Source organism: Pseudoalteromonas luteoviolacea (assembly GCF_000814765.1).
Taxonomy (GTDB): domain Bacteria; phylum Pseudomonadota; class Gammaproteobacteria; order Enterobacterales; family Alteromonadaceae; genus Pseudoalteromonas; species Pseudoalteromonas luteoviolacea_H.
The window spans coordinates 109,805-136,198 of record NZ_JWIC01000005.1; the positions used below are offsets into that span (position 1 = coordinate 109,805).

Sequence of the window (26,394 nt, forward strand, 5' to 3'; positions counted from 1 at the left end):
TTAGTTTGGTAGTTTAGGTCGCTGTATAACAACAGGATCAGTCAGTGCAGCCATAAATGCGATGAGGTCTGCTTTTTCTTGTGGGTTTAAATTAAGTGGTACTATCAGTGGGCTCACATTTTTAACATTCACCGCACCTTGGTCATAATGCTCAACAACTTCCTCCAAACTCGCTAGGGAGCCATCGTGCATATAAGGCGCACTCATAATGATATTTCTTAGACCTGGGGTTTTAAAGGCCCCCTTCAGCTTACTATTGGGGTCGATTAAAAACCGACCGTCGTCATTATCCTCAATGCCGATATTATGAAAGCTATCGTCGGTAAAGTTAGCGCCATCATGACATTTTACACAACGCGCCTTGCCTACAAACAGCTGTAGGCCTCTGACAGCTGAATGGGACATGGCTTCTTTTTCGCCCGCAAGATATTGGTCAAATGCAGAGTTGTCACTAATTATGGTTTTTTCAAATGCCGCGATTGCTCTACCTATATTTTCAAACGTAACTGCACCATAAATTTCTTTGAATTCCTTTTTATAAAAAGGAATTTTTTTAAGTCTGCCCACAGCTTCTTTTGGTGTCATCTGCATTTCCACATCTGAAACAATGGGGCCAAGCGCCTGCTCTTCTAATGTTTGCGCACGACCATCCCAAAAAAAGATAGCTGACCACGCAAGGTTATAAAGGTGCGGCGCATTACGTCCTAAAATATCTCCACCGCTGCCAATTCCCTTCGCGAGTCCATCGCTAAAACCGAGTTCAGGGTTATGACATGTTGCACAAGACTGGTTCTGGTTTTTTGACAGTCTATGATCAAAAAAGAGCATTTTACCTAACTCAACCTCCCGCTCAGTCGGCTCTTCGTCATCAAAATACTCTATATCATCCACATCTGGTGTTGCTAAATTGCCATACGCTGGCGAATCAACAGCCACCACGTTGGCGCTCAACCCCAGCGCTAACGTAAGCAGAACCCACTTGTTACAATTCATTCCTCGCCCCCACAATGTTTACCATCAATTGTAAATATTTGGATATAAACTTTGACCTTATCGAAGGATTGTCTATATTTTTCAATAAATCAAAAAATTAGTAGCTTTTAATAAAAGTTTAGTAAAACCATATAATTAGGTACAAATCGTCATCCTAAGCTGCTAAAAATAAGAGCTCACAACAAAATATGAAAATTTCTCGTTTCGTTCCGGGCATTGCTGCGCAAATGCTGTTAGCGTTTGGCGTTATTACCTCTTTAGGTATATTTAGTAACTTCTTCGTTTACCTGAGTACGGGTACGCTGGCTGGCAATTTTACTCAGGTCTCATCAGTCTCTATCCCTTTAGTAAATGTAAATTCTGATTTGAAGATGCATATACTGGACTCCCTAATAGCGTTAGAAGAACAAATCATCACAGGCAGTAATGAGCAAGCTCGAAAAAATGCCATAGCGAAGCGCGATGAAGCTTGGCAAGAAATAGAGCAAGACTTTTCACAATTAAGCAATTTTGCAAAACAAACTGGATTCAGTGATGCAAAACTATCTGTCATTCGGACCAACCTGCTCAAACTGAAACAAGAACAATCAGTGATATCTAACATTGCTAATACACTTGACAATGAACCTGCCGTTAAATTGCTGGTGACAGAGGCAATCCCTCTAGCCGAGTCTATGGTACAGTTATTAGCTCGACTCATTGAAATCGAAAGTGAACAAGACCTTGATGAAGAAAGAATAGAATTATTTAAACTACTTGTTGACTCTGAGATCAGCTTCGCAACCGCCATTTCCGAACTGCGTGCTTTTCTTTTAACTAGAGAACAGAAAAATATAGATGGGTTTGATCAAGCATGGTTTAAAAACAGTGATGCGTTTGTTTCTATTCTTGATGACTATGAAGAGCTATTTACCGACCAGCAGCTTGAATACTGGGAGTCATATAGTGAAGAGCGTGAAAAGCTTGCACCCGTGACCATTTTAGCGTTTGAAAAACAAGCCAGCGAAGAATCCAATTTTGCCACCCATCACCTGAGCAATACAATTAAACCACTTACGGAAACCATTTTTAATGAACTCCGTGAAATGAATCAACATGTTGAGTTAGTCACAGAACAAGGCATTGATGACACTCAAAATGCCCTTTCGAACATGTTTGTTGTCCTCGCTTTAAGTTCAGTTTTAACAATCATTATCGCTAGCGTGATCAGTGTCATGTTTAGCAGTAAATTACGTAACCGTGTCAAATCTTTACTTAATAGAGCTAAGAATATATCCGTCGGTGACTTTAAAACTAAACAAGATTACTTTGTGATCCGCGCCGACGATGAATTGAACCAACTTTCTGAGAGTTTCAATCATATGACGCTCTCCTTATCCTCGACTATTTCTACAGTGAGACGGCAATCAAGACAGGTTGGCCACTCAGCACACCAAGTGGCAGCTATTGCAACTGAAATAAGTACCGTTGCAAAAAATGAAAATGCGAGTTACTCAGAGGTTATGCGCGTCATCGAGTCATTTATGGACTTATTAGTAGAATCTGGACAAGCGATAGAGCAAAGTCAAACGGTGCTAGAACAAGCTAAAACAGAAGCGGATACGGGAATTGAAGCCGTTGAAAGTAACTTAACTGAAATGGTGAGAACCGTCGAAGTCGTCACACTTGCATCAGCAGGCGTTGAGGAACTTAAATCGGCGAGTGAGCAAATAGAATCTGTAACTGATGCTATTTCAACTGTTGCGGATCAAACTGCGTTAATTGCACTCAACGCAGCCATTGAGGCTGCCCGTGCTGGGGAGCAAGGTCGTGGATTTGCAGTAGTGGCAGACGAAGTCAGAAGCTTGGCACAAAGAACGGCTAATTCAACCGATGAAATCAGAGGAGTAATATCCCAGCTTACTCATAAAGTCGTCGATGTAACACGTTTAATGACAGATATAATTCATCAGGTCGATATCAGTAAACAACGCTCAGATGAGAGTGGGCAGGCCTTAAGAGCCATGACAAACACCATAGACAGTATTATCTCGGCAAATGACCAAATAGCGCATCGTTCTGAGCAGCAAAGCCATCAAATGCATGAAATGCAACTTAAACTTCAACACTTGTTCTCTTCTCTTCAGCAAAATGCTGAAAAAGCACAAATGGTCTCTATGATCGGCGCAGACCTTTATCAAACCTCAGAACTTGTAAATAACTTAATGGATGGGTTTCATTTCGACGAAGACAAAGATGCAATCAAAAAACGTCACGAAAAAAGGCGCTCAGACCGACTTGAGGCAAAGATTAAAATTAAAATTATCTCTGAAGAGAAGGACTACTCTACGATCACACGAGAACTTAGCTGCGTAGGATGTGGTGTTACATTAAGTAAACAGTTAAACCAAGAACTGGATATTGACGCAAAGCTTACACTGATAATGTATTTACCAAGGAAAAATTATCAAGAATATATGGGCCAATCACCAATGAAAATTTCTGCGCGAGTGGTAAGAAAAGAAGAGAAAAATCAAGAGTACACGTATTATGGAATGGAATTTTTAGTGGAAAGCGATGAAAGACAAAATGCACTATCCGAACTTTACGAATTTTTTGATCAGTAGAAACAAAGAATGCATGCTCAGCGCTGGCCGAGCATGCAGCTTTAAAGATAACCTAAATTATAGGATCTCTAATAGCTCAACATCAAAGATTAGTGTTGAGTAAGGTGCGATAGATGCACCAGCACCGCGCTCACCGTAAGCAAGGTCATGCGGAATGTATAAACGTAATTTAGAACCAGCAGTCATAAGCTGTAGCGCTTCAGTCCAACCTTTGATCACACCATTTACTGGGAACTCAGCAGGCTGACCACGGTCGTATGAGCTATCAAATACAGTGCCGTTGATTAAAGTACCGTGGTAATGAACACGAACTGTTGAATCAGCAGAAGGCTTATCACCCTCACCTGTAGTGATAACTTCGTACTGAAGACCAGACTCAGTAACAGTTACTTCAGCGCGCTTTGCATTCTCTTCTAAGAAAGCAGTACCTTCAGCAGCCAGTACTTTTGCTTCTTCTTCACGGCGAGCTTGAATTTCGCTGTTGATTTTTTCGAAAGCAGCTTGGATCTCAGGGATCTCAACGCGGAACTCACCACCAGTATAAGCGTCTTTCATACCTTCAAAAACTGCGTTTAAGTCAAGGCCTTCGAAAGGGTTAGCTTTTAATTGCTCGCCCATTTGTAGACCGATACCGTAGCTCGCTTTACCAGCGTCTGTATTGAATAAATCTGACATATAAATTCACTTTATTTATCATTATAAAAGGACGCGCAGTGTAGCATATACAAGGGATAACTTATAGGGCGAAAAGCAAATACACGCCCTATAAATACTGGCTTATGCGTTATTCTCAAAGTTTTTTGATTTTAACTGCTTCACCAAAAATGTTGCAAACGGTAAAGATAATACCAAGCCAATAATTAGCTCATTGCTATAACCTGCAAGTTTATCCCCAAAAAAGACACCAAAGCCGATTACGCCGAATAATGAAATGACAACTGACGCTAAAAATGGCCATAATTTTTCGTATTTTGTAACGAGATGTCCAATAAGCGCGTTATATAAAAATGTGTATAAAAGCGTTTGCCAAAGCGTGGGCTGTGGCTGACCATCAATTGACATAATCACGGCCATTTCTAGGCCGCTTAAATAAAAGAAGCTAAAGACAATCCATAATGAACAATGTTTAACAACATCCTGAGCCATTGAACTCTCCAAACGAAAAAAACCGCCATTATTAGGCGGTTTTGGGAATGAGGTGGCGGAGAGATAGGGATTTGAACCCTAGATACGCTATTAACGTATGCCGGTTTTCAAGACCGGTGCTTTCAACCACTCAGCCATCTCTCCGTTGTTGGCGCGCATAATAAGGGCTATTCAAAAATATGTAAAGTATTTTTTTGATAATTTGACAATAGTTTGAGTTAACGCTGTTCAGTAATATTGTTTTGGTCGCCTCGCCAAAAACGCACAAACAACGCTGACTATAATTATGCAAAGCAGCACAGCACTTGAATCAACCGCAATATGAATCATTTTTTCCCAGCTGCTTATCTTTTGTGCCAACAGCGGAATAACCGAAATCGAGGCAACAACCATAAATATTTTTAAGGCTGCAAAAAAATCAAAACGCTTATTGAAATTCATCCAAGCAGTGAGCAAAACAAGTAATAAAACTGGTGATGTTAGAGATAGCCAAGCATTACTGACGTAACTGAGTAAGTAGTGACAAATAATACAGCCTACCCCACCCCAAGTTATCCAGACCCACCAGTTCTCTCGTCTCTTTAGAAATAAATCTCCCATAACCTATCTTCTTATATTTATTCACAGGTAACAAACTAGGTACATCCATACTAAGACTTCTTAGACTAACAAACACAGATTAAAAAACAACCAAAGTATGATGATTTATTTTTCTAGATCACAAATGTATTTATAAAGGCGCAAACTTTGAAAAACGATGGGTATTTTCCAGGTGGCGTTTTACGTCAGCCTTAGTTATAGACTACACGACCTAGCTTTAATTTAAATAAAAATCCTCAGTTATATTAAAAACTTAATATATGACAAATAATCATGTTTCTACATCCGATTCAGCTTGACTTAAACTTTAACGTAACGATAATGCAAACCGTTATCATTTAACACCATATTTGGTACAACCCTCCCCTTCAACTTTGCTAGGGCTTTGTAACGTGCCATTTAGGTCAGTGACATTTATTTGTTCTTTGGATAGGATTTTATGGACAACTTTATTTTGCAATCTTCTAACTCACGTCGTAATACACTTCGTTTGACACCTGTAACAATCGCTTTAACCGCTGCGCTAACAGGTTTACCCGCACTCGCAGAAACAGTCGCAGATGACGGTCAAACGGCAAACGAAATTGAGCGCATTTATGTAACCGCCTCAACTGCAGGTAACTACTCAGATGCCGCAACAAAATCAGCAACAAAAATGATTTTGTCTTTAAAAGAAACGCCGCAATCAGTGTCTGTAATCACTCAGCAGCAATTAGAAGATTGGAAGTCTGTTAATATCAAAGACATCTTACAACACACTACGGGTGTTTATGCCAGCTCATCTAGAAGTCATGATAGACCTTTTTTTGTCGCACGTGGTGAACGCATTAACTTAGTTCAAGTAGACGGTGTGCAACAGTTTCCCGGAGGCCGCCGCTCAGACGTCAATGGCGACGCAATTGCCTATGAGCGCGTAGAAATTTTGCGTGGTGCAAACGGCTTAATGACAGGCGTAGGTTCACCGACTGCAACAGTAAACTTAGTGCGTAAACGTGCCATTAGCAAAGAGCTTGATGGTCATGTCGGTGTTACAACTGGACGCTGGAACAATAACCGTGTCGAATTAGACATTTCAACACCATTAAACAGTGACGGTAGTATCCGTGGACGCGTAGCGGCTGCACATTATGACAGAGACTCCTTCATTGATAGATACAGCCAAGAAAAAACATCAATATATATGACAGCAGAAGCAGATATCACTGATGCTACCCTGTTTCGCGTAGGTTATGAATACGCTGATACTGAGTCTTTAGGCGCAATGAACTCACATGCAACGCCTTATTATTTCATTGACGGCTCTTTAATGAACTTGGAACGAGGCTCAACAGGCCTTGCAGCAAACTACAGTTCATGGCCTCTGGAAGAAAACACTATATTCGCAAGTTTAAACCATGGCTTTGACAATGGTTGGCAATTAAATACTATCGCAACGTATAACACCATCGAAATGGAAGGCGGCAACCTGTTCTTTGTTTGGACAAACGATTTTTATGCTAAAGATGGCTCCGTAAACCCTAAAGTTGGTCACGACTATAACTTTGTGATCAGTGACTCGAAAGACACACAAAAAACATTTGATATTAATTTACAAGGTGGTTTTGAATTATTAGGACGTGAACACGACTTGATAGTTGGATTTAATCTGTTTGATAGAGAACGCATAGGTTACAATAAAAAAGACGAACAGCGTGACATCTCGATTGAAAATATTAATTACTTCGGCTGGACAGGCGACATCGCACGCTATTCATACCAACATATAGACACAGCTAATTATACTACAAATCATGAGAGTAGCGGTTTTTATGTAGCAACTCGTTTATCACTCACAGATAATTTAAAGTCAATCATTGGCGTTAGACAAACAGATTGGGAAGTTGTCGAGCATAGAACGAATCGTAAAACGCAACAACTTGCTCATAATATCAAAGGCAGCTATGAGGTAAGCAATGAACTCACGCCCTATGCAGGTCTTATTTACGATATCAACGATGAGTTTAGTTTATACGCAAGTTATACCGATGCATTCGAACCTCAAAATGCGTATGACAAGGACGATAACCTACAGGCCCCTATTGTTGGCGAAAGTATTGAAGCTGGTTTAAAAGCTGAAATAGGCTTACTAAATTTCTCCTTTGCTGTATTCGAGAGCAACAGGAATAATGTTGCCAAAGCAGATCCTGCATATGCTCAGCAACAAACGCCAAATGGTAATACCGTCACCATGCTAATCGATGAAACTCAAACAAGCGGTTTCGAAGTCGAACTAAGCGGTGAAGTTCACCCTGGTTTTAATATCTACGCAGGGTATTCATATGCAAGATCAGAAGACGAACATGGTTCACAGCTAAATACTGAGGTGCCAGAGCAGCTATTAAACATCTACACGACATACCAACCAACGGACTTAATTGAAGACTTAACGATTGGTTTTGGCGTCAATTGGAAAGATAGCTACTGGGTAAAAAGTACACGCCCTTCAGGCAACTTTGACTACGGTCTCAATAGATGGGGGGAGGTGTCACCAATTGAAGTTGATGAGATTCGTACTCATGGTTCAATCACATTATTCAATCTAATGGCACGCTATGACGTGACCGACGACCTGAGCGTTTCATTGAACATCGATAATGTATTCGACAAGGAATATTACGATGCGATTTCAACTGGTCAAGGCCGCGTAAACTGGGGTGAGCCCCGAAATTGGAAGCTATCTGCCAGATACAGCTTCTAATTTATTGTGCTTCAGGACAAAAGCGAGCATCCATGCTCGCTTTTTATTTATTTCAAAATCGCTTCAATGTAAAATTATTGTTACACGCAAATCATTGTTAACCCTGCTTAAGTTAAAGTTTTCTTAATCTTTTTAAGAAGTCTTACCACTGTTTATTTTTCAATCAAACCTTGAAATCTTGGTGTATCTCAGATTATTCATATACAAGCTCAATTTCGAGCACATAAAGGAAAAGATACATCATGAAAAAGGTTAAATTACTACTATCTGCACTCACAATCGCTGCGGCAAACACCTATGCTATGCCACCAACTGATGTTCACCCGAATGTCGTAGGGGGAATTGAAACACCAGCTTATTCAAGACCATACCAAGTAGCATTGCTGATGAATGGCCGTCAAGGCTGTGGCGGTACGTTGATCAGCCCAGATTGGGTGTTAACGGCAGCACACTGTCTAGACAGCGCGTCTACATCAAGCTTAACCGTTCGAGTTGGTGCGCACTCAATCAGTCGAGGAGATGGTCAAACACTCAGAGTATCTCAGATTATAAATCATGAAAGATGGCGTGGTGCTAATGGTATACGCTCAGGTTATGATATCGCACTTTTGAAACTCGCTTCACCAGCGTCCAGTCAATATACCCCTGCAAAATTACCAACCGCCGCAATTGAGTCTCAATATGCAAACGTTGGTGCATACGTCACTGTATCTGGATGGGGATTAACCTCCAATCGGGGCAGACCTAGTGATGTACTTCGAGAAGCTGAACTACCTGTTATCAGCAACAGCAGCTGTAGCTCATTGCTCAACTTTTCAATACCTGGATCAGTTATATGCGGTGGTGGCGAAGGAGGACGCTCTGCATGTAATGGCGATAGTGGTGGTCCGTACGCAGTGCGCGTCGGAAATGATTTTTACAGTATTGGTACCGTCAGTTGGGGGATTGCCTGCCAAGGTGCGACCGCATTTACTCGAACGACTAGCTACCTAGATTGGATCAAACAGAAAACGGGTATTATTGATATTCCAAATGACAAACCACCAGTCGCTGATTTTAGATATAGTGTAAATAGCACGTCGGTTAATTTCACAAGCACTTCTACAGATGATAAAGGCATCGCTCAATTTGATTGGAACTTCGGTCAAGGTAACGCATCGTCAAACGTCGAAAACCCAAATCATGATTACAATGCCAATGGAGAGTTTAATGTCACTTTAACCGTCACTGACACAAAAGGACAGACCAACAGTACGTCTAAAGTAGTCCGTGTTGGCACACCGCCTAGTTGCGGAGAAAACTGGCTAGCAACAAAGAGTTATTCACCTGGCGATAAAGTAACATTCAATGGCGTTGTCTATGAAGCCATTTGGTGGTCTCAAGGTGCTCAACCAGACTTATATAGCAATGTGTGGAGAAAAGGAAGTGATTGCGATGGTTCATCGGACCCAGCCCCGATTGCTGACTTTACTGTTGTTCAAAATGGATTAACCGTATCACTTCAAAATCAGAGCACCGGCGCGACTTCTTACGCGTGGGATTTTGGTGATGGGAAAACGAGCACAACACAGTCACCAACGCATACGTATGCTGTTAAAGGCCAATACACCATTACACTTACAGCAGAAAATAACCAAGGAAAATCAGCAACACTCAGTAAAGTAGTCACTGTTGGTGACTCGTCTGGAGGCTGTCATGGTTTACCTTCTTGGTCAGCTGAAAAGGTGTATTTCAAAGGAGATCGTGTTGCACATGAGAATGTGATCTACGAAGCCAACTGGTGGGTTCAAGGAGAAAATCCAGCGAACTCGGATGATTGGGGCCCTTGGTCTCGTATCCAGCCTTGCAATTAACAAACTGATAGTAAAATGTAAATTTTACTTTTAAAGCGAAGGAGTCCCATGTAATCTTGTATGAAAAACTACCATTACAGAGAGCATGGGACTTAATCAACACAATCGCACTGAATTAACTCGTTTAGGTGAGCGGATCCAAAAAACGTTTATTGCCGTGAGCAATACCTTACCTGAACATGCACAAACGATTGGCGGTTTCGCAAAATTACTAGAATACAATCGTTCAAACAGCCAACGCTTCTTCGCGGCATGTAAAGCCAGTAGCGGTCTGCAAGTCTTGGTTGAGATCCCTGGTACTCATGCACTCCAAATACTGTCTCTGAAGCTTACTCCCCTGCTTCCCCCATCATTAATGAGTCAAGTTAATCAAGTCGTTGACTTGTTTTCTCAGTGCATTGAAAATAACGCAAAAAGTCATGCCGATTTAAAACGCTTGATCCAAGCTCCCAAAAAAGAAGAAGTGCATTCCGAAGCGTCCGATCATAAAGCTCAGCTCTATCATGCCGCGAAAGCCCTACTCAAATTTAGTGTTGAAGAGGTTTTTTGCATCTATATTTTGCGCGAAAATCAGAACGATCCAAGTTTCTTGCAAGAAGTTGCACTTATCAGTAAGTCCGGCATCAAACGGCGTTTAGGTGCGGTTCCTTTTGTACAGTTTTATACTCACCCTCATCCTGAACATTTCGACGGTCCAGTCGAAGTCACTGCGAATAGTGTACTCCAAGCCAATGAGTTTACACTAGGCGTCTCCAAAGAGTATTCAAGCGATGGTTTTTTGGATGCATTTAGCACCTATTCACCAAGTAACTCTGGATTGGTCTTTGACCCATTACCCAGTGAAAATAGTGACGTTACCTTTGTTTTTAATAACCCAGATGAAGTGGTTAATCCACTAGACCATAAAAGTCCGTGTAGCTCGACCAGCTTATCCATCAAAAACCCTGTAAAAAAGCTCACGATGCTCGTCCTACTTGAAAAGCAAATTGATCGCTGTAGCACTGTCAATATTGGCTGCTATCATAGCAATCAAAAAGTAGAGGAAGGCAAGCTCAAAGCCAGTGATTTATGGACAGAAAGGTTTCCAGAGTTTCCAGAATTAAAAATTACGCCCCTCGCAAACGACTTTGCTCATAGTCAATTACCAGAGACTCACAAAGAAAAGCTAAGATATTTGCTTGCTGTGAGTGGCATAGCTGCTGATAATTTCATCTGCTACGCCACCGAGGTAGATTACCCTATTTGGTCAAGCACCTATAGAATCTACTTTGAACATCAATAGTTACAGCTCATTGAGATTATTGAGATGATGTTGAGCCTTTTCTAAAATTAATACCCTCTGTTCTGGGGGCTTTTTACGCCAGGTTGCGTATACCATACGGTTACGAGGGTTAGCAGCAAACTGTGCCTCATGGGTATTCATAAATTGCCAATACATTGCATTAAGTGGACAAGCATTGTCACCTGCCACGGATTTAATATCGTAACGACAGTCAGAACAATAATCGCTCATTTTATTAATATAGTTACCGCTGGCAGCATACGCTTTTGAGCCAACAATGCCTCCGTCTGCAAATTGACTCATCCCTCGTGTATTCGGCATTTCCACCCATTCAATTGCGTCGATATAAACACCTAAATACCAGTCATCGACTTGTCTGGGATCAATACCAGCTATTAGGCAAAAATTTCCTGTTACCATTAACCGCTGAATATGGTGAGCATATGCATAATCTAAAGACTGCTTAACCGCATGCTTTTGACAATTCATATGCGTCTTACCATCCCAAAACCAGTCAGGTAAGTCTCGTTTTGCATCTAGTTCATTAAGTTCAGCGTACTTTGGCATATTAACCCAGTAAATACCACGTACAAACTCTCGCCAGCCTATGATCTGTCTAACAAACCCCTCAACTTGCGCGATATCCACTGTCTGTTTATGTTGCATAAAATGCGCGATAACCGTATCAACCACAAACTGAGGGCTGATTATTTTGCTGTTCAGTGCAAACGATAGCCTCGAGTGATACAAACTCCATTGTTTTTTTGTATACATATCATCAGCTTTACAAGTCATCGCATCTTGGAAAAAGCCAAATTTTGGTAGTTGAGTTTCGCAAAACGTGTTCAACAACTCTTTCGCTTGCATTCTTGTGATTGGCCACAAACTGTTTGCTTCATAGGTGCCAAATGTATTCACCTCATGTCTTTTCAGCCTGTTCCAGATATCACTCACATCGTTAGCAAAAATCAAGGGCTCGGGTATATCAGACAAATCTTTTTGTTTAAGCTTATTTCTATTATTGCTATCAAAATTCCACTCGCCACCATACGGATTCTCACCATCCATCAAAATATTAAAGCGTACTCGCATTTTCCGATAAAAAGCTTCTAATCGGTGCTTTTTACCAGCAGAAAAATAGTTGGAAAGCTCGCTATCAGATAAATAAAAGTGCTCCGATTCATATGCGCACGTGTCAAGATCTATCTCAGCACAATAGATGCTCAGCTGCTCTCGAAGGCGATATTCATCGGGCAATTGATACTCAAACTTGGCAATGTCATATTTGCTAATCAAGTGATCTATTAATGCTGGCAAAGTGTCAAACGAATGCGTGTCGTCAAGCGTGAGATGAATGACATGATGACCCGCTTTTTGCAATGCAACTGAGAATGCTTTCATCGCAGCAAAGAAGGCACAAACTTTTTGAATATGGTGCTTCACATAACTCGTTTCTTGATTTAGTTCAGCGATCACATATAACGTGCTTTCATCTTTCGAACTGTACCAGCTATGACTGGCGTTAAGCTGATCGCCTAAAATTAAACGCAGTGTTTGATAAGTTTGAGGCATATTTCATTCACTCTCTTTCTGACGGTTTGAAGCACAGCGCTTAGAACAATATTTGACATTAGCCCAGTCTCTTTCCCACTTTTTACGCCAAGTGAACGGGCGATTGCATGTCACACACACTTTCGTAGGCAAATTTACTTTTTTATGCACCGAGCTTACCTTACATGTATTGCCAAAACACGTTTGGCCTCAATCGCTACATCCTCTCTTTTTTTCCAATGCCACATAAGTGCTTGAGCTTGAGTATAGCTTTGTTTTAAATCAATAATGGGGGTTGGGTAATCGACACCAAGTTCGATACCGTACATCATTTGCTCCATCTCTGTTAAATCCCAAGGTGCATGAACTAAAGGCGCTGGTATATCAGCCAATTCAGGGACCCATCTTTTTACAAATACCCCCTCTGGGTCTTTGTCTTCACCTTGCTTTACTGGGTTATAAATACGGATTGTATTTATCCCTGTAACCCCTGCCTGCATCTGAAATTGACTGTAGTGTATTCCTGGTTCGAAATCTAAAAATAACTTTGCTAAGTGAGTCACGCCTGCACGCCAGTCTAATTCTAAATGGTGGCATAGAAAACTTACCAACATGGCACGCATTCTGAAATTCAGATATCCTGTTTTTATCAAGCTGCGCATACAGGCATCCACCATAGGCACACCCGTGTTTCCTTCTTTCCATGCTTTTAGTCGTGCAGAGGCTTCATTCCCTTTTACCCTTGGCATGCCTTCGTAGGCACGATTGACGCACCTGAACTCCATATCACATTCACTTTCAAACTTTTGGATAAAATGGCAATGCCAGTGCAACCTTGATGTAAAAGCAACCAGAGAACGTCTCCAATGTGGCTTTTTCCAATTCGCTAAGACGGTTTGATATACCTGCCTCAAACTCACGTTGCCCCAAGCAAGATGAGCAGACAGACGAGAGCAGTGGTGCTGAGACTTTTCGGGACTGGAAAGAGAAAACGCATATTCCTTCCCTCTCTCATTAAAAAATGAGTTGATAACATGCCAAGCAAGTGACTCTCCACCGGGCTGAAAGTGTGCTGCCTCTGCTTCGTAATGAAAGCACGCGATGTCTACATGCATGGAAAAATGCTTACCAACTGAAAACCAATTTATCTTGTCAGGTTCAACATCCGCTGTCGTCTCACGCATGACCTTCTGCCAGTTTTTGTCCCAGCAAGTTCTGGCTTTAAGCCCTCTGATCACAGCCCCTTGAGGCGACTCTTTCCAATTGACACCATGCCTATCACACCACAACGCAACCTGCTTGTCCCTTTCAAAAGTAAACCCCAACCCTATTTCTTGGTGAGAATACAATGCATCGATTCCAACCTCTTGATTAATTTCTTCAAGAACATCCATAATATTCCCATAAGCACAATAAAGGCTGTCACAGGGAATGCGTTTTGAAATATCCTCAAGGGATTGGGAAATAAACCTTAAATGGCGGCGCGACGTATGTTCGTCTTTAACCATAATCGGCTCAAAACAATACAAAAGCAGCACTTTTTTACTCGTCTTTGACGCCTCATAGAGCGCAGCATGGTCCTGTAAACGCAAGTCCCTTTTCATCCACACAACACTAATGGCCATGTTTTACACCCATCACTGGCCAATCAACCATATCAACGTCACTGTCAAACTGCTCATCCCCGTTTCCCCATTTCCTTTGAAAAGCACCATCTGGATCATACATTTGCGCTTGTTTTTCTATGTTGAAATGCCTGCCACCTCTTGGATCGTCGCCAACTCCAGCAATATACTGCCAATTTCCCCAATTAGAAGCGACATCATAATCAATGAGTTGTTGCTGAAAATAAGCGGCGCCATATCGCCAGTCCACTTGCAACTCGTTCACCAAGCAACTTGCCACAATCTGCCTGCCTCGATTGGACATGAATCCAGTTTCATTCAACTCTCTCATACATGCATTTACAAGTGGGAATTGAGTTGTACCATTACACCAACGCTTAAATCGCTGTGGATAATATGTTGTTAAAGGTCGAACTCCCCTTTCTCCGGCAAACTTAAATAAACTACTCCCTTTTTGAATTGCTTTGTGGTGGAAAAAGTCCCGCCACATCAATTCAAAACGGATCCAATACGTAGAGTCATTTACGCCATGTATTCTCTCATACATATCAAGCCGGTTAATGATCTGTCTTGGTGAGATGTTACCTACAGAGAGGTATGGACTAAATTGCGTGGAGTTATACTTTCCATCTAATGCATTTCGAGTCAGCTTGTATGATGATGCGCTTTGGGTCGAGAAGTATTCTTCTAGATATTTTTGCGCTGCTTTTTCTCCGCCTTCGATGAGATCAGCACAAGTGTGCATTGCGCTAACTAGTTCAAATCTGTACTTGGTAGAGAGAACATCACCGATAGATAAAGGCAGAGGCAAAGTCTCTGAGAACACCTCTTCAACAGGTGAAGATACCGTGAGTTTGTCTGCCTTTTTTCTGAACTTGGAAAAAGACCCACTCAAGTCTTTTTCCTCTAATTGCTGTGGGCCAAACATGAGATTATTGTGTTGATGAATAAAACGGACCGTGTCATTGTCAGACTTAACATGTAGTAAGGTGTTTCGCTCATCGTAACCGGCGCCTTGATGACAACCAACGACCTCAATGCCCATCTGGTCTATCACTTGGTTTAGAACTGTTCTACTTTGTCCCTTTAAAACATATAATTCGTACCCGAGTTGCTGTAGCTGCTCAGACAAATCAACCAGCGATTGCTGAATAAATGTGAGCCGCTTTTTCCCAAGGTGGACATGGTCAAAGTTAGTTGCCGAAAATAAAGAATCATCCAACACATAAATGAACATAATGCTGTTAGATGCGTAAAGTGTAGAGTTGAGAGCTAAATTATCTTGAAGCCTCAAATCGTCGGTAAACCAATAAAGAGCTTTACTCATGACGCTTGTTTTATCCTGCCTTACAAACGGTTACTAATCCCATTTGTACGCATCAAACATCAATCTAGATTTATAAAAGACAAAACAGAAAAAAGGAAAGGATACTCTTTGGAATGAAAAAAGGTGGGTTAGGACACAGCTGGCCCTAACCTGTATGCATATTACGCGATACTTGCGTTAATATCTCTCAATGCTTTTGCTGGGTCTTGTGCTTTAGTAATTGGTCTACCAATCACTAAATAGTCACTACCAGCTTCGATGGCTTTAGCTGGTGTCATGATACGTTTTTGATCACCCGCATCGCTACCCGCAGGCCTGATCCCTGGCGTGATCAGCTTAAACTCATTACCAAGTTGCGATTTTAATGTCTCAGCCTCTTGAGCTGAACACACAACACCGTCTAACCCTGACTCTTTTGCCAACTTTGCCAAGTAAAGTACTTGCTCTTGAGGTGTTTTATCGATGCCCAATTTACTGAGCTGAGCTTGGTCCATGCTTGTCAAAACCGTTACAGCAATTAGCAAAGGGGCCTTATCACCATATTGGCTTAACGCCTCTTTTGCTTTTGACATCATTTCTGTGCCGCCGCTTGCGTGTACATTAACCATCCATACTCCCAATTCAGCAGCAGCAGTCACGGCTTTTGCAACCGTGTTTGGAATATCATGGAATTTCAAGTCAAGGAATACGTCAAATCCAAGATCTACTAGCTTTTTGACAAACTGAGGGCCAAAGTAAGTAAACATTTCTTTACCCACTTTTAAGCGACACTCGTCTGGTGAAAGCTGAGACACAAATGCTAAAGCCGCACTCTCGTTGTCATAATCCAATGCAATTAGCACTTTTTTTTGTTCAATATTTGACATAATTACCTTAATTTTCTTTTAAAAGAATCACATACAATATTAATATCCATCTAAGCCCCTGCTAGGAACAACAGACTCCCAAGTTTTACACGATGGGCATAACCAGTATAGTTTATGACTCGTAAAGCCACATTTGTTACATTGATAGTCTGGTTTAGTGGATATATAAGATGTAACTAGATGATCAATCTCTTCTAACACACCTTGAATTTTTACATTCTTTGCACTCAATAACTGAAGCAAATAACTGAAACCTCGAATGGAAGGCTCTCGTTTTAAACTATCAGTCAAAAACATGATGGCCTCTGCGACATTTCCAGATTCAACTAATCCCTGACAGTGTTTTATTTTTATAGTCACACCCGCATTCGGCAGCAGTTCTTCAACTAATCCATAGAATTCAGTGGTGATATTTAGTGCTTCATAACAGGACTGGAGGTCATTGATAACGAGAGGTGCAATTTGAGGAAATTCAGAAGTCAGCTTACGCCAATAATAAATGGCTTTAACATTGTCTTGACGCTCATGAGCATCAAGACCTAATTCATATAAGGGTCTTACAGCTTGATGATTAAGTTTTGTTGCTTTTTCAAAGTACTTATTATCATTTGATTCAATTGCGACTTCACAGTAAAAATTAGCAATTGCCGCACAACTCGCTTTATCTGCAAAAAGCTCAGAATATGCTTCATACATATTAACGCCTTTTTGCCAATCTCTAGTTTGTGAATAGAGCTGAATCATCGGCTCTAAAGCTTCATCAAAGCCCGCTTTTACAAGGACAACTAAATTGGACTCTGCTCCATCTAACAACCCCGCCATGATGTAATCTTTGGCGAGCTCTAATCGGCAAGACTTTACCTGCTCAATATCGAGATTAGGTTGTTCAATCAGCAATTCATGGATTTTAATTGCCCTATCAAGCTCTCCGCGCTTTCTAAACAAGGTTGCAAGGGTAAGGTAATGTTCGACGGAGTCAGCTGACACTTCAAGAAGTTGTATAAGGTGTTCAAGACCTTGATCTTCCTCTCTATCAAGTAAGAATTTTAGGCCTTTACTGTATTCTGATGTGATTTTTCTATTTTGCTCATGTGCCAAATTTTTAGCACTGTTCTTACCCATTACATACCCATAGGCAGCGGCAACAGGAAGCAGCAAGAACAAAAGCTCGATCATGGTTTGCTTTGATCTTTATTCAATAATAAGTTGTTCGTTTTATGTAACTGATGATTTTTTTGCTTTAGCCTGACTATTGAGGCCAAATTAAACAAAACTCCAAGTAATATACCTGAAAACAGACACAAACTGAGAAGTGTCGCTAACGGCATTTCGGCACTTGCAACGATAAAGTTTACTTCAACAACATTCGGATTTTGTGTGCCTACTACAAACGCCACTAAAAGCAACACCAAAAGTAGTCCCTTTTTTAAAACTCGAACCAAATTAGGTATCTCCAATTACCCTTCGAGACTAGCGTTTACGCGATCTCTTAATTCTTTACCAGGCTTAAAGTGCGGTACATATTTACCATCTAATTCAACTGTTTCACCAGTTTTAGGGTTACGACCAGTTCTAGGTGAGCGATAGTGCAGAGAGAAACTGCCAAAGCCACGGATTTCGATTCTATCAGAGCCAGATAGTGAACCCGCCATTTGTTCTAAAACTTCTTTTACTGCATTTTCTACGTCTTTTACAGGAACATGTGCATGCTGTTCAGCAAGTTTTTCTATTAATTCAGACTTTGTCATAACGTTTCCTTTAAATAAAAAAAGAAGGGCTAAAGTGCCCTTCTTGATTAGACTTAAGAATTAGTCTTTTTGAGCATTTTTGAAAGCAGCTGCCATTGCATTTTCGAATGCTGGCTCTTCTTTCTTAAGCTTCTCTAGAGCTTCTTTCTCTTCAGCTTCGAAGATAGCTTTAACTGATAGGCTGATCGCACGGTTCTTACGGTCAACACCTACAAATTTAGCTTCTACTTCGTCACCTTCAGAAACAACAGAAGTTGCATCTTCTACGCGCTCTTGAGCGATGTCAGCTACACGGATGTAACCTTCAACACCTTCAGCAAGCTCAACAGTTGCGCCTTTCGCGTCAACTTCAGTCACTTTACCTTTAACAATAGCACCTTTTTTGTTTGCGTCTAGGTAGTTATTGAAAGGATCAGCTTCGATTTGCTTAACGCCTAGTGAGATACGCTCACGCTCTGGGTCAACCTGAAGTACGATTGCAGTGATCTCGTCGCCTTTCTTGAACTCACGTACCGCTTCTTCACCTGGAGTGTTCCAAGAGATATCAGATAGGTGTACAAGACCGTCGATGCCGCCTTCAAGACCGATGAAGATACCGAAGTCAGTGATTGACTTGATCTTACCAGTAACTTGGTCGCCTTTGTTCTGTAGACGAGCAAATTCCTGCCAAGGGTTAGCTTTACACTGCTTAAGACCTAGAGAAATACGACGACGTTCTTCGTCGATTTCAAGAACCATAACTTCAACAGTATCACCTAGTGAAACAACTTTTGAAGGGTGGATGTTCTTGTTAGTCCAGTCCATTTCAGAAACGTGTACTAGACCTTCTACGCCTTCTTCGATCTCAACGAAACAACCGTAGTCTGTAAGGTTAGTTACGCGACCAGTAAGCTTAGCGCCTTCTGGGTAACGACCAGCGATAGCTGCCCAAGGATCTTCGCCAAGTTGCTTAAGACCTAGAGAAACACGAGTCTTCTCTTTGTCGAACTTAAGTACTTTAACAGCGATTTCGTCACCAACATTTACGATTTCGCTTGGGTGCTTAACGCGCTTCCAAGCCATGTCAGTGATGTGAAGTAGACCGTCAACACCACCAAGATCTACGAATGCACCGTAGTCTGTAAGGTTCTTAACGATACCTTTAACTTCTTGACCTTCAACAAGGTTAGCAAGAAGTTCTTCACGCTCTTGTGAGTTCTCAGATTCGATAACTGCACGACGAGAAACAACAACGTTGTTACGCTTCTGGTCAAGCTTGATTACTTTGAACTCAAGCTCTTTACCTTCAAGGTGAGCAGTGTCACGTACAGGACGAACATCAACAAGTGAACCAGGTAGGAAAGCACGGATTGAATCAACTTCAACTGTGAAACCGCCTTTAACTTTACCGTTGATCATACCGATAACAGTTTCTTGCTCTTCACATGCTTTCTCTAGACGGATCCAAGCTTCGTGACGCTTCGCTTTCTCACGAGAAAGGATAGTTTCACCGAAACCGTCTTCGATTGCATCTAGTGCTACATCTACTTCGTCGCCAACAGCAACTTCTAGTTCACCAGCAGCATTTTTGAATTGCTCTGCAGGGATTGCACTTTCAGACTTAAGGCCAGCATCAACAAGAACGATGTTGTTCTCGATTGAGATAACTGTACCTTTAACGATAGAGCCTTGCTCTGCTTCAAAACCCTTTAGGCTTTCTTCAAATAACTGCGCAAAATTTTCTGACATACTAAATACGTCTCATATATAAATGTACCAATAAGCGACCATGCTGCATGGGGTAGTTAAAAAAACACCGGCAGCCCTGCCAGTGATATGGTTAATTAGCTCACTTTTGGAAGTTTGCCGGCCAACACTGCTTCATCAACAAGCTTAAGGACTTGTTGGTATACTTGGTCAGCATCTAAAGTCGTGGTATCAATATGAATAGCATCGTCAGCTGGCACTAAAGGTGCAACTTTTCTATTCATATCTCGTTCATCACGAGCTTTGATATCTTCTAAAAGGCCCTGTAGTGTAACATCAAGGCCCTTTTCCTTCAACTCATTAAAGCGTCTCTTTGCACGCTCTTCAGCACTCGCTGTGAGATAAATTTTGAGCTCTGCTGATGGGAATACAACCGTACCCATATCTCGTCCATCTGCAATAAGGCCATTTTCCGTTCTAAATGCTCGCTGTCTGCGTAGAAGCGCCTCTCGAACTCGTGGAAGCATCGCTATTTTTGAAGCTGTGGCACCCACCTCTTCATTTCGAATCGTACTCGTGACATCTTCGCCTTCGAGTACAATTTTAGATTTTTTCGACGCACTATCAATCATAAACTGAACATCGAGGTTAGCCGCTAAAGGTACTAACGCTTCTTCGTTATCCAGCGCGATTTGATGATGTAACACTGCAATAGACAACACACGATAAATCGCACCACTATCTAATACATCCCAATTTAACTTCTCAGCCAACAAACGACACACAGTTCCTTTACCAGATCCGCTTGGGCCGTCTACGGTGATTACGGGCATTGCAGCCTGCATTAAAACCTCCTGAAATGCACACCTTATATAAATCGGCGCCTATTATACGCAAGTTTAATGAATAGATCCTTATCAACATGTAACTTTTTGTTCTATTGTCAGATTTGTATCTTAATTAGGTATGAGAGCGTGTGAAAAACACGCTCTTTTTACAGCTTTTAGTGCTGTGAAATTGATGCTAACACATCAAAATATGTCGGAAATGTTTTTGCAGTGCAGCCTGGGTCATTAATCGTCACTGATTGACCACCCACAGCCACCATAGAAAAGCACATCGCAATTCTATGGTCATTGTATGTGTCAATTTCAGCAAGTTTAAATTCTGTCGGCGGAACTATTTCGATAAAGTCTTCGCCTTCAACGACATCCGCTCCCACCTTGCGAAGTTCAGTGGCCATGGCATATAAACGATCCGTTTCTTTAACTCGCCAATTATAGATATTACGAATTGCTGTTTTTCCTTTCGCAAACAAAGCAACGGTTGCCAGCGTCATTGCCGCATCGGGAATAGCATTAGCGTCAATATCAACACCGATCAGATCGCCTTTAGTTACAACCAATTTCTCGTCATACCATTCAACATTGGCACCAACTTGCTCCATAACTTTCGCAAAGCCAATATCGCCCTGTACGCTTGCCTTACCCACGCCATTTATTTCTATCTCTCCACCAGCAATTGCCGCAGCAGCCACGAAATAAGACGCGGACGACGCATCCCCTTCAACCATAATACTATTTGGTGACGTGTAACCCTGTTGGCCTTTAACATAAAAAACTTGATAGTTATCATGCTCTACAACCACGCCAAACTGCTTCATAACGCCTAAGGTGATGTCAATGTAAGGTTTTGAAACCAGTTCGCCAGATATTTTAATTTCACTATCACCATCAAATAGTGGCGCCGCCATCAGCAGCGCTGTTAAAAATTGACTTGAAATACTGCCATCAATCTCAACTGTTCCGCCATTGAGCTTTTTCCCTACAATATCGAGTGGTGGATAATGTACACTTTTTAAGTAAGTGACCTCTGCACCCAACACGTCTAATGCATCAACTAGATGACCAATCGGGCGCTCCTCCATTCTAGGCTCACCAGTTAAAGTAAACTTGCCCTCTGTCGCAGCTAACACCGCTGTTAATGGTCGAAAAGCGGTACCGGCATTGCCCAAGAACAACGGTTGTTCTGGTGATTTAAACTGGCCTCCGTTACCGTGAACTTTAGCAACTGTTTTATCATCGTTTAGTTCAACTTTTACACCCATTACGTCCAGTGCACCCAGCATATGACGAATGTCGTCACTATCTAACAAGTTGCGCACTTCTGTGACGCCGTCACACAAGGCTGCGAGCAATAAAATTCGATTAGATAAGCTCTTTGAGCCCGGAAGCGTCACTGAACCGGACACTTTCTTAATTGGCTTTAAAGGTAACTGTTCCATCAGCTATGCTCCGCTGCAAATGTTTTCATGAATTCAATTAACGCTTTGATGCCTTCAATTGGCATTGCATTGTATATGCTTGCTCTCATACCACCTACAAAACGATGGCCTTCTAAAGCCATGAGTCCATTTTGTTCTGCCTGTTCTAAAAATTGCTCATTTAACGCATCGTCTTTCAACCAAAAAGGTACGTTCATCAGTGAACGGCAAGTCGTTGATACTTTATTGTAATAAAAATCAGAGCCATCAATATATTCGTAAAGCAATGCTGCTTTTTCTTGATTGTGTTTTTCCATTGCTGGCACACCACCAATTGATTCAAGGTACTTAAATACCTCAGCAGCTAAGTACCATGCATACGTAGGCGGTGTGTTGTACATGCTATTTTGCTTAGCTTCGATTGCATAATCTAAAATTGCTGGTCGCGGTAAGCCTTCTCTCTCTAACAGAGACTTACGAACGATAGCAATGCTCAAGCCTGAAGGACCAATATTCTTTTGTGCGCCCGCGTATATTAAGTCAAAATCATCGACATTAATTTCACGAGATAAAATCATCGAAGACATATCTGCGACAATAGGCGCTGTTGGGTGCTTTGGCACATCAAATATTTCAATGCCGTCAATGGTCTCATTCGGACAATAGTGTATAAATGACGCATTTTCAGGTAATGACCACTCTGATACAGGTAAAATATCGAATTGGCCATCTTTATCTGTGCGAATATCAACAGATGTTACTTGAGTGAATTTAGCACCTTCTTTCGTTGCACCAACAGACCAAATGCCATTCTCTACATAAACACCTGGCGCATTATCCAAATGCAAATTCAGCGGCACAGCAGAGAAGTGCCCTCTCCCGCCTCCATGCATGAATAACACTTCAAATTCATCAGAGATGTTCATCAGTCTTCTCAAACTGGCTTCACACTCTTCAGCCAATTTTAAAAATGGCTTTGAGCGGTGACTAATCTCCATCACAGAGACGCCTAAACCTTGCCAATTGATAAATTCTGCTTGTGCTTTTTCCATAACCGCAGGTGGCAACATTGCAGGGCCTGCACAAAAGTTATAAACAGTCATATTTTCCTCATTCCAAATAAAACATGCCGCAAAATAAGACCGAGTAATGTTCATACAGCGCGACACGGAAATAAATTTTCAGTCTATGAATTTACATCAAATACGGGGTCAGATAAAACAAAAATTTGGGACAAATTATTTAATTAGATTGAATTTTTTTAATAAAAAAGCGGCCTAAGCCGCTTTTTTAATTATTCAGAATCTTGTTCTGGTGTGCTAGGAGGGGTTTCCTCTCCTGGCGCATCGTCCATTACAGCTTCGTCAATATCGTCTACTTCAATTTCTTCAATGCGCTGCAGTCCTACAACTTGCTCATCTTCTATTGTACGGATCAAGATAACACCTTGTGTGTTACGACCGACTGTAGATACTTCATTCACACGTGTTCTAACCAAAGTACCTCGGTTAGAGATAAGCATAATCTCGTTGTTGTCTTCAACTTGAACGGCACCAACTACATTACCATTACGCTCTGTCACTTTGATTGATACAACCCCTTGTGTCGCACGGCTCTTCGCAGGGTACTCTTCAAGTGGCGTACGCTTACCATAACCGTTCTCTGTGACTGTTAGGATTGCACCGTCATTTTTAGGGACGATCAGTGAAACAACTTTCACTCCGTCTGGCATTTTGATACCACGAACACCTGTTGCAGTTCGACCCATAGGACGCAATGCCAACATTTCCTCGCCCGTTTCAGGGTCCAGCTTCACTTCACCGGTTTCTGAATCACGCAGTTTTTCATTAAAGCGAACTACTTTACCGTGATCAGTAAATAACATGATGTCATTACTACCATCAGTAATGTCAGCACCAATCAGGTTATCACCTTCATTCAAATTGATTGCGATGATACCACTTGCACGCTGACGGCTATATGCAGTCAGAGGTGTTTTCTTAACCGTACCATTAGCTGTCGCCATCAAGACATATTTGTCTTCTTCATATTCGCGCACAGGTAGAATCGTTGTGATACGCTCGTCTGCCTCAAGTGGTAGTAAGTTAACAATCGGCTTACCACGCGCTTGTCTCGAAGCCAGCGGTAATTGATATACTTTCAACCAGTACAATCTACCCGCAGTCGAGAAACAAAGTATTGTGTCGTGTGTATTGGCAACAAGTAGACGTTCGATGAAATCTTCATCTTTCATTCTCGTAGCCGCTTTGCCTTTACCACCACGACGCTGTGCTTCGTAGTCAGATAGAGGTTGATACTTCACGTAACCTTCGTGAGATAGAGTTACAACAACATCTTCTTCGTTGATTAGATCTTCTAAGCTAATATCGTGTGCCGCAGCAGTGATTTCTGTGCGACGCTCATCACCATATACTTCTTTGATTTCAACCAACTCATCACGAATAACTTCCATCAAACGCTCAGGTGATGAAAGGATGTGCAGTAGCTCAGCAATTAAGTCTAGTAGTTCTTGGTATTCACCTAAGATCTTCTCATGTTCTAGACCAGTAAGCTTGTGTAAACGTAAATCAAGAATTGCCTGTGCTTGTTGTTCAGAAAGGTAATATTGACCATCTCTGATACCAAGCTCATCTGCTAACCAATCAGGTCTTGCAACATTTTGCTCTCCAGCTCGCTCAAGCATAGGTGCAACCGAACCGAGCTCCCAAGCACGCGCTGTTAACGCCGCTTTTGCTTCAGATGGTGTTGGTGACTTACGAATTAGCTCAATAATTGGGTCGATGTTTGCCAGTGCAATAGCAAGACCTTCAAGCGTGTGCGCTCTGTCTCTTGCCTTTCGCAGGTCATAAACCGTACGACGTGTGACCACTTCGCGGCGGTGAATAACAAACGCGTCTAGCATTTCTTTTAAGTTGAAACACTTAGGTTGATTGTTATCAAGTGCAACCATGTTCATACCAAACACGGTTTGTAGTTGGGTCTGAGCGTACAGGTTATTAAGAACAACCTCGCCTACTTCACCACGCTTGATTTCAATAACAATACGCATACCGTCTTTGTCAGACTCATCACGTAATGCACTGATACCTTCCACTTTCTTGTCTTTTACTAGTTCAGCAATTTTCTCGATAAGACGTGCTTTGTTAACTTGGTAAGGGATCTCATGGACAATAATCGTCTCTTTGCCGGTTTTCTCGTCCGTCTCAATCTCTGCACGAGCACGGATATAAACCTTACCACGGCCAGTTTTATAGGCTTGTTCGATGCCTTTTTTACCGCTGATGATTGCCGCAGTTGGGAAATCAGGACCTGGAATATATTCCATCAGCTCTTCAATAGTGATATCAGGGTTTTGAATAATTGCTAAGCAACCATTGATCACTTCAGTTAGGTTATGTGGCGGAATGTTTGTTGCCATACCAACTGCGATACCTGAAGAACCATTCACTAATAAGTTTGGCACTTTAGTTGGTAGCACATCAGGGATCTGCTCTGTGCCATCATAGTTTGGTACGTAGTCGACAGTCTCTTTATCAAGATCAGCAAGAAGCTCATGAGACATCTTTGCCATACGTACTTCTGTGTAACGCATTGCCGCTGCTGAGTCACCATCGACAGAACCGAAGTTACCCTGACCGTCTACCAGCATGTAGCGTAATGAGAACGGCTGAGCCATACGTACGATTGTATCGTATACTGCACTATCACCATGAGGGTGGTATTTACCGATGACGTCACCGACTACACGAGCTGATTTTTTATAAGGTTTGTTCCAGTCATTGCGTAGCTCGTTCATTGCGAAAAGTACACGACGGTGAACTGGTTTCAGTCCATCACGTACGTCTGGCAATGCACGCCCTACGATTACGCTCATGGCGTAATCAAGGTATGAATTTTTCAATTCATCTTCAATATTGACCGGGAGGATTTCATTGGCGAGATCAGTCATTTGATACCACTTTCCTTCAGAGTCTTGCCCTTTTGTGTCACACTAATAGTAACAAAGGGTTAAGTTATTATTTATTCGGCTGCCGATAGTAACACAGTTAAATTTAATTTGCAGTCGTAAAATGTCTGGTATTTTTATAAA

At 41.7% G+C, this 26,394-nt stretch carries 21 protein-coding genes and 1 tRNA gene; 4 read left to right on the plus strand and 18 right to left on the minus strand.

What is annotated here, in order from left to right:
* Window positions 1-993, minus strand: a complete 993-nt coding sequence (locus JF50_RS08075) for a cytochrome-c peroxidase (protein WP_052262187.1) — start codon at window positions 991-993, stop codon at window positions 1-3.
* Window positions 994-1,181: 188 nt separating this feature from the next.
* Here JF50_RS08075 and JF50_RS08080 point away from each other — a divergent pair, with 188 nt between their 5' ends.
* Window positions 1,182-3,599, plus strand: a complete 2,418-nt coding sequence (locus JF50_RS08080) for a methyl-accepting chemotaxis protein (RefSeq protein ID WP_039608960.1) — start codon at window positions 1,182-1,184, stop codon at window positions 3,597-3,599.
* Between the two features lie 57 nt (window positions 3,600-3,656).
* Here JF50_RS08080 and JF50_RS08085 read toward each other — a convergent pair whose 3' ends face one another.
* The 4 genes from JF50_RS08085 to JF50_RS08100 form a co-directional block, all read right to left on the minus strand.
* The gene (locus JF50_RS08085) at window positions 3,657-4,274 is read right to left on the minus strand and encodes an FKBP-type peptidyl-prolyl cis-trans isomerase (RefSeq protein ID WP_039608961.1); all 618 of its coding nucleotides are present in this window, start codon (window positions 4,272-4,274) and stop codon (window positions 3,657-3,659) included.
* Between the two features lie 102 nt (window positions 4,275-4,376).
* Entirely contained in the window at window positions 4,377-4,745 is a 369-nt protein-coding gene (locus tag JF50_RS08090; RefSeq protein ID WP_039608962.1) for a hypothetical protein, read from the minus strand.
* Window positions 4,746-4,798: 53 nt separating this feature from the next.
* Window positions 4,799-4,889, minus strand: a tRNA-Ser gene (locus JF50_RS08095).
* Window positions 4,890-4,973: 84 nt separating this feature from the next.
* Entirely contained in the window at window positions 4,974-5,345 is a 372-nt protein-coding gene (locus JF50_RS08100) for a hypothetical protein (protein ID WP_039608963.1), read from the minus strand.
* A 439-nt stretch (window positions 5,346-5,784) separates the two neighbouring features.
* Here JF50_RS08100 and JF50_RS08105 point away from each other — a divergent pair, with 439 nt between their 5' ends.
* From JF50_RS08105 to JF50_RS08115, 3 genes are all read left to right on the plus strand, one after another.
* Window positions 5,785-8,082 (plus strand): TonB-dependent siderophore receptor, encoded by a 2,298-nt coding sequence (locus tag JF50_RS08105; protein WP_052262188.1) that lies wholly within the window; start codon window positions 5,785-5,787, stop codon window positions 8,080-8,082.
* A gap of 242 nt (window positions 8,083-8,324) precedes the next feature.
* On the plus strand, window positions 8,325-9,935 hold the full coding sequence (locus JF50_RS08110) for a trypsin-like serine protease (RefSeq protein WP_039608964.1): 1,611 nt from the start codon (window positions 8,325-8,327) through the stop codon (window positions 9,933-9,935).
* An 85-nt stretch (window positions 9,936-10,020) separates the two neighbouring features.
* Window positions 10,021-11,217, plus strand: a complete 1,197-nt coding sequence (locus JF50_RS08115; RefSeq protein ID WP_039608965.1) for a hypothetical protein — start codon at window positions 10,021-10,023, stop codon at window positions 11,215-11,217.
* Here the strand turns inward: JF50_RS08115 and JF50_RS08120 are convergent, their stop codons facing one another.
* From JF50_RS08120 to gyrA, 13 genes are all read right to left on the minus strand, one after another.
* A complete protein-coding gene (locus tag JF50_RS08120) occupies window positions 11,218-12,789 on the minus strand; it encodes a cryptochrome/photolyase family protein (RefSeq protein ID WP_039608966.1) in 1,572 nt (523 codons plus the stop codon). It lies immediately after the preceding gene.
* 3 nt (window positions 12,790-12,792) lie between these two features.
* Window positions 12,793-12,939 carry a DUF2256 domain-containing protein gene (locus JF50_RS26690; RefSeq protein WP_080760162.1) on the minus strand — a complete coding sequence of 49 codons (147 nt, stop codon included), beginning with the start codon at window positions 12,937-12,939 and terminating at the stop codon, window positions 12,793-12,795.
* 5 nt (window positions 12,940-12,944) lie between these two features.
* Window positions 12,945-14,393 (minus strand): cryptochrome/deoxyribodipyrimidine photo-lyase family protein, encoded by a 1,449-nt coding sequence (locus tag JF50_RS08125; RefSeq protein ID WP_039608967.1) that lies wholly within the window; start codon window positions 14,391-14,393, stop codon window positions 12,945-12,947.
* Complete coding sequence (locus tag JF50_RS08130) at window positions 14,383-15,720, minus strand: DASH family cryptochrome (RefSeq protein WP_039608968.1); 1,338 nt, start codon at window positions 15,718-15,720, stop codon at window positions 14,383-14,385. Before JF50_RS08130 ends, JF50_RS08125 begins: the two co-directional genes overlap by 11 nt.
* A 161-nt stretch (window positions 15,721-15,881) precedes the next feature.
* Window positions 15,882-16,586, minus strand: a complete 705-nt coding sequence (gene pyrF / locus JF50_RS08135; protein ID WP_039608969.1) for an orotidine-5'-phosphate decarboxylase — start codon at window positions 16,584-16,586, stop codon at window positions 15,882-15,884.
* Between the two features lie 39 nt (window positions 16,587-16,625).
* The gene (gene lapB / locus JF50_RS08140) at window positions 16,626-17,762 is read right to left on the minus strand and encodes a lipopolysaccharide assembly protein LapB (RefSeq protein WP_039608970.1); all 1,137 of its coding nucleotides are present in this window, start codon (window positions 17,760-17,762) and stop codon (window positions 16,626-16,628) included.
* A complete protein-coding gene (locus JF50_RS27510; protein ID WP_327077596.1) occupies window positions 17,759-17,995 on the minus strand; it encodes a LapA family protein in 237 nt (78 codons plus the stop codon). The genes lapB and JF50_RS27510 overlap by 4 nt, the downstream gene beginning before the upstream one ends.
* 48 nt (window positions 17,996-18,043) lie before the next feature.
* Window positions 18,044-18,334, minus strand: a complete 291-nt coding sequence (gene ihfB / locus JF50_RS08150; protein WP_023401704.1) for an integration host factor subunit beta — start codon at window positions 18,332-18,334, stop codon at window positions 18,044-18,046.
* A 60-nt stretch (window positions 18,335-18,394) separates the two neighbouring features.
* On the minus strand, window positions 18,395-20,062 hold the full coding sequence (gene rpsA, locus JF50_RS08155; RefSeq protein ID WP_039608972.1) for a 30S ribosomal protein S1: 1,668 nt from the start codon (window positions 20,060-20,062) through the stop codon (window positions 18,395-18,397).
* Between the two features lie 95 nt (window positions 20,063-20,157).
* On the minus strand, window positions 20,158-20,865 hold the full coding sequence (cmk, locus tag JF50_RS08160; protein WP_039608973.1) for a (d)CMP kinase: 708 nt from the start codon (window positions 20,863-20,865) through the stop codon (window positions 20,158-20,160).
* Window positions 20,866-21,023: 158 nt separating this feature from the next.
* Window positions 21,024-22,304: a 3-phosphoshikimate 1-carboxyvinyltransferase gene (gene aroA, locus JF50_RS08165; protein WP_039608974.1), complete on the minus strand. Its 1,281-nt coding sequence runs from the start codon at window positions 22,302-22,304 to the stop codon at window positions 21,024-21,026.
* Window positions 22,304-23,386, minus strand: a complete 1,083-nt coding sequence (serC, locus tag JF50_RS08170) for a 3-phosphoserine/phosphohydroxythreonine transaminase (RefSeq protein ID WP_039608975.1) — start codon at window positions 23,384-23,386, stop codon at window positions 22,304-22,306. Before serC ends, aroA begins: the two co-directional genes overlap by 1 nt.
* A 191-nt stretch (window positions 23,387-23,577) precedes the next feature.
* Complete coding sequence (gyrA, locus tag JF50_RS08175) at window positions 23,578-26,253, minus strand: DNA topoisomerase (ATP-hydrolyzing) subunit A (RefSeq protein ID WP_039608976.1); 2,676 nt, start codon at window positions 26,251-26,253, stop codon at window positions 23,578-23,580.
* Between the last annotated feature and the right edge of the window lie 141 nt (window positions 26,254-26,394).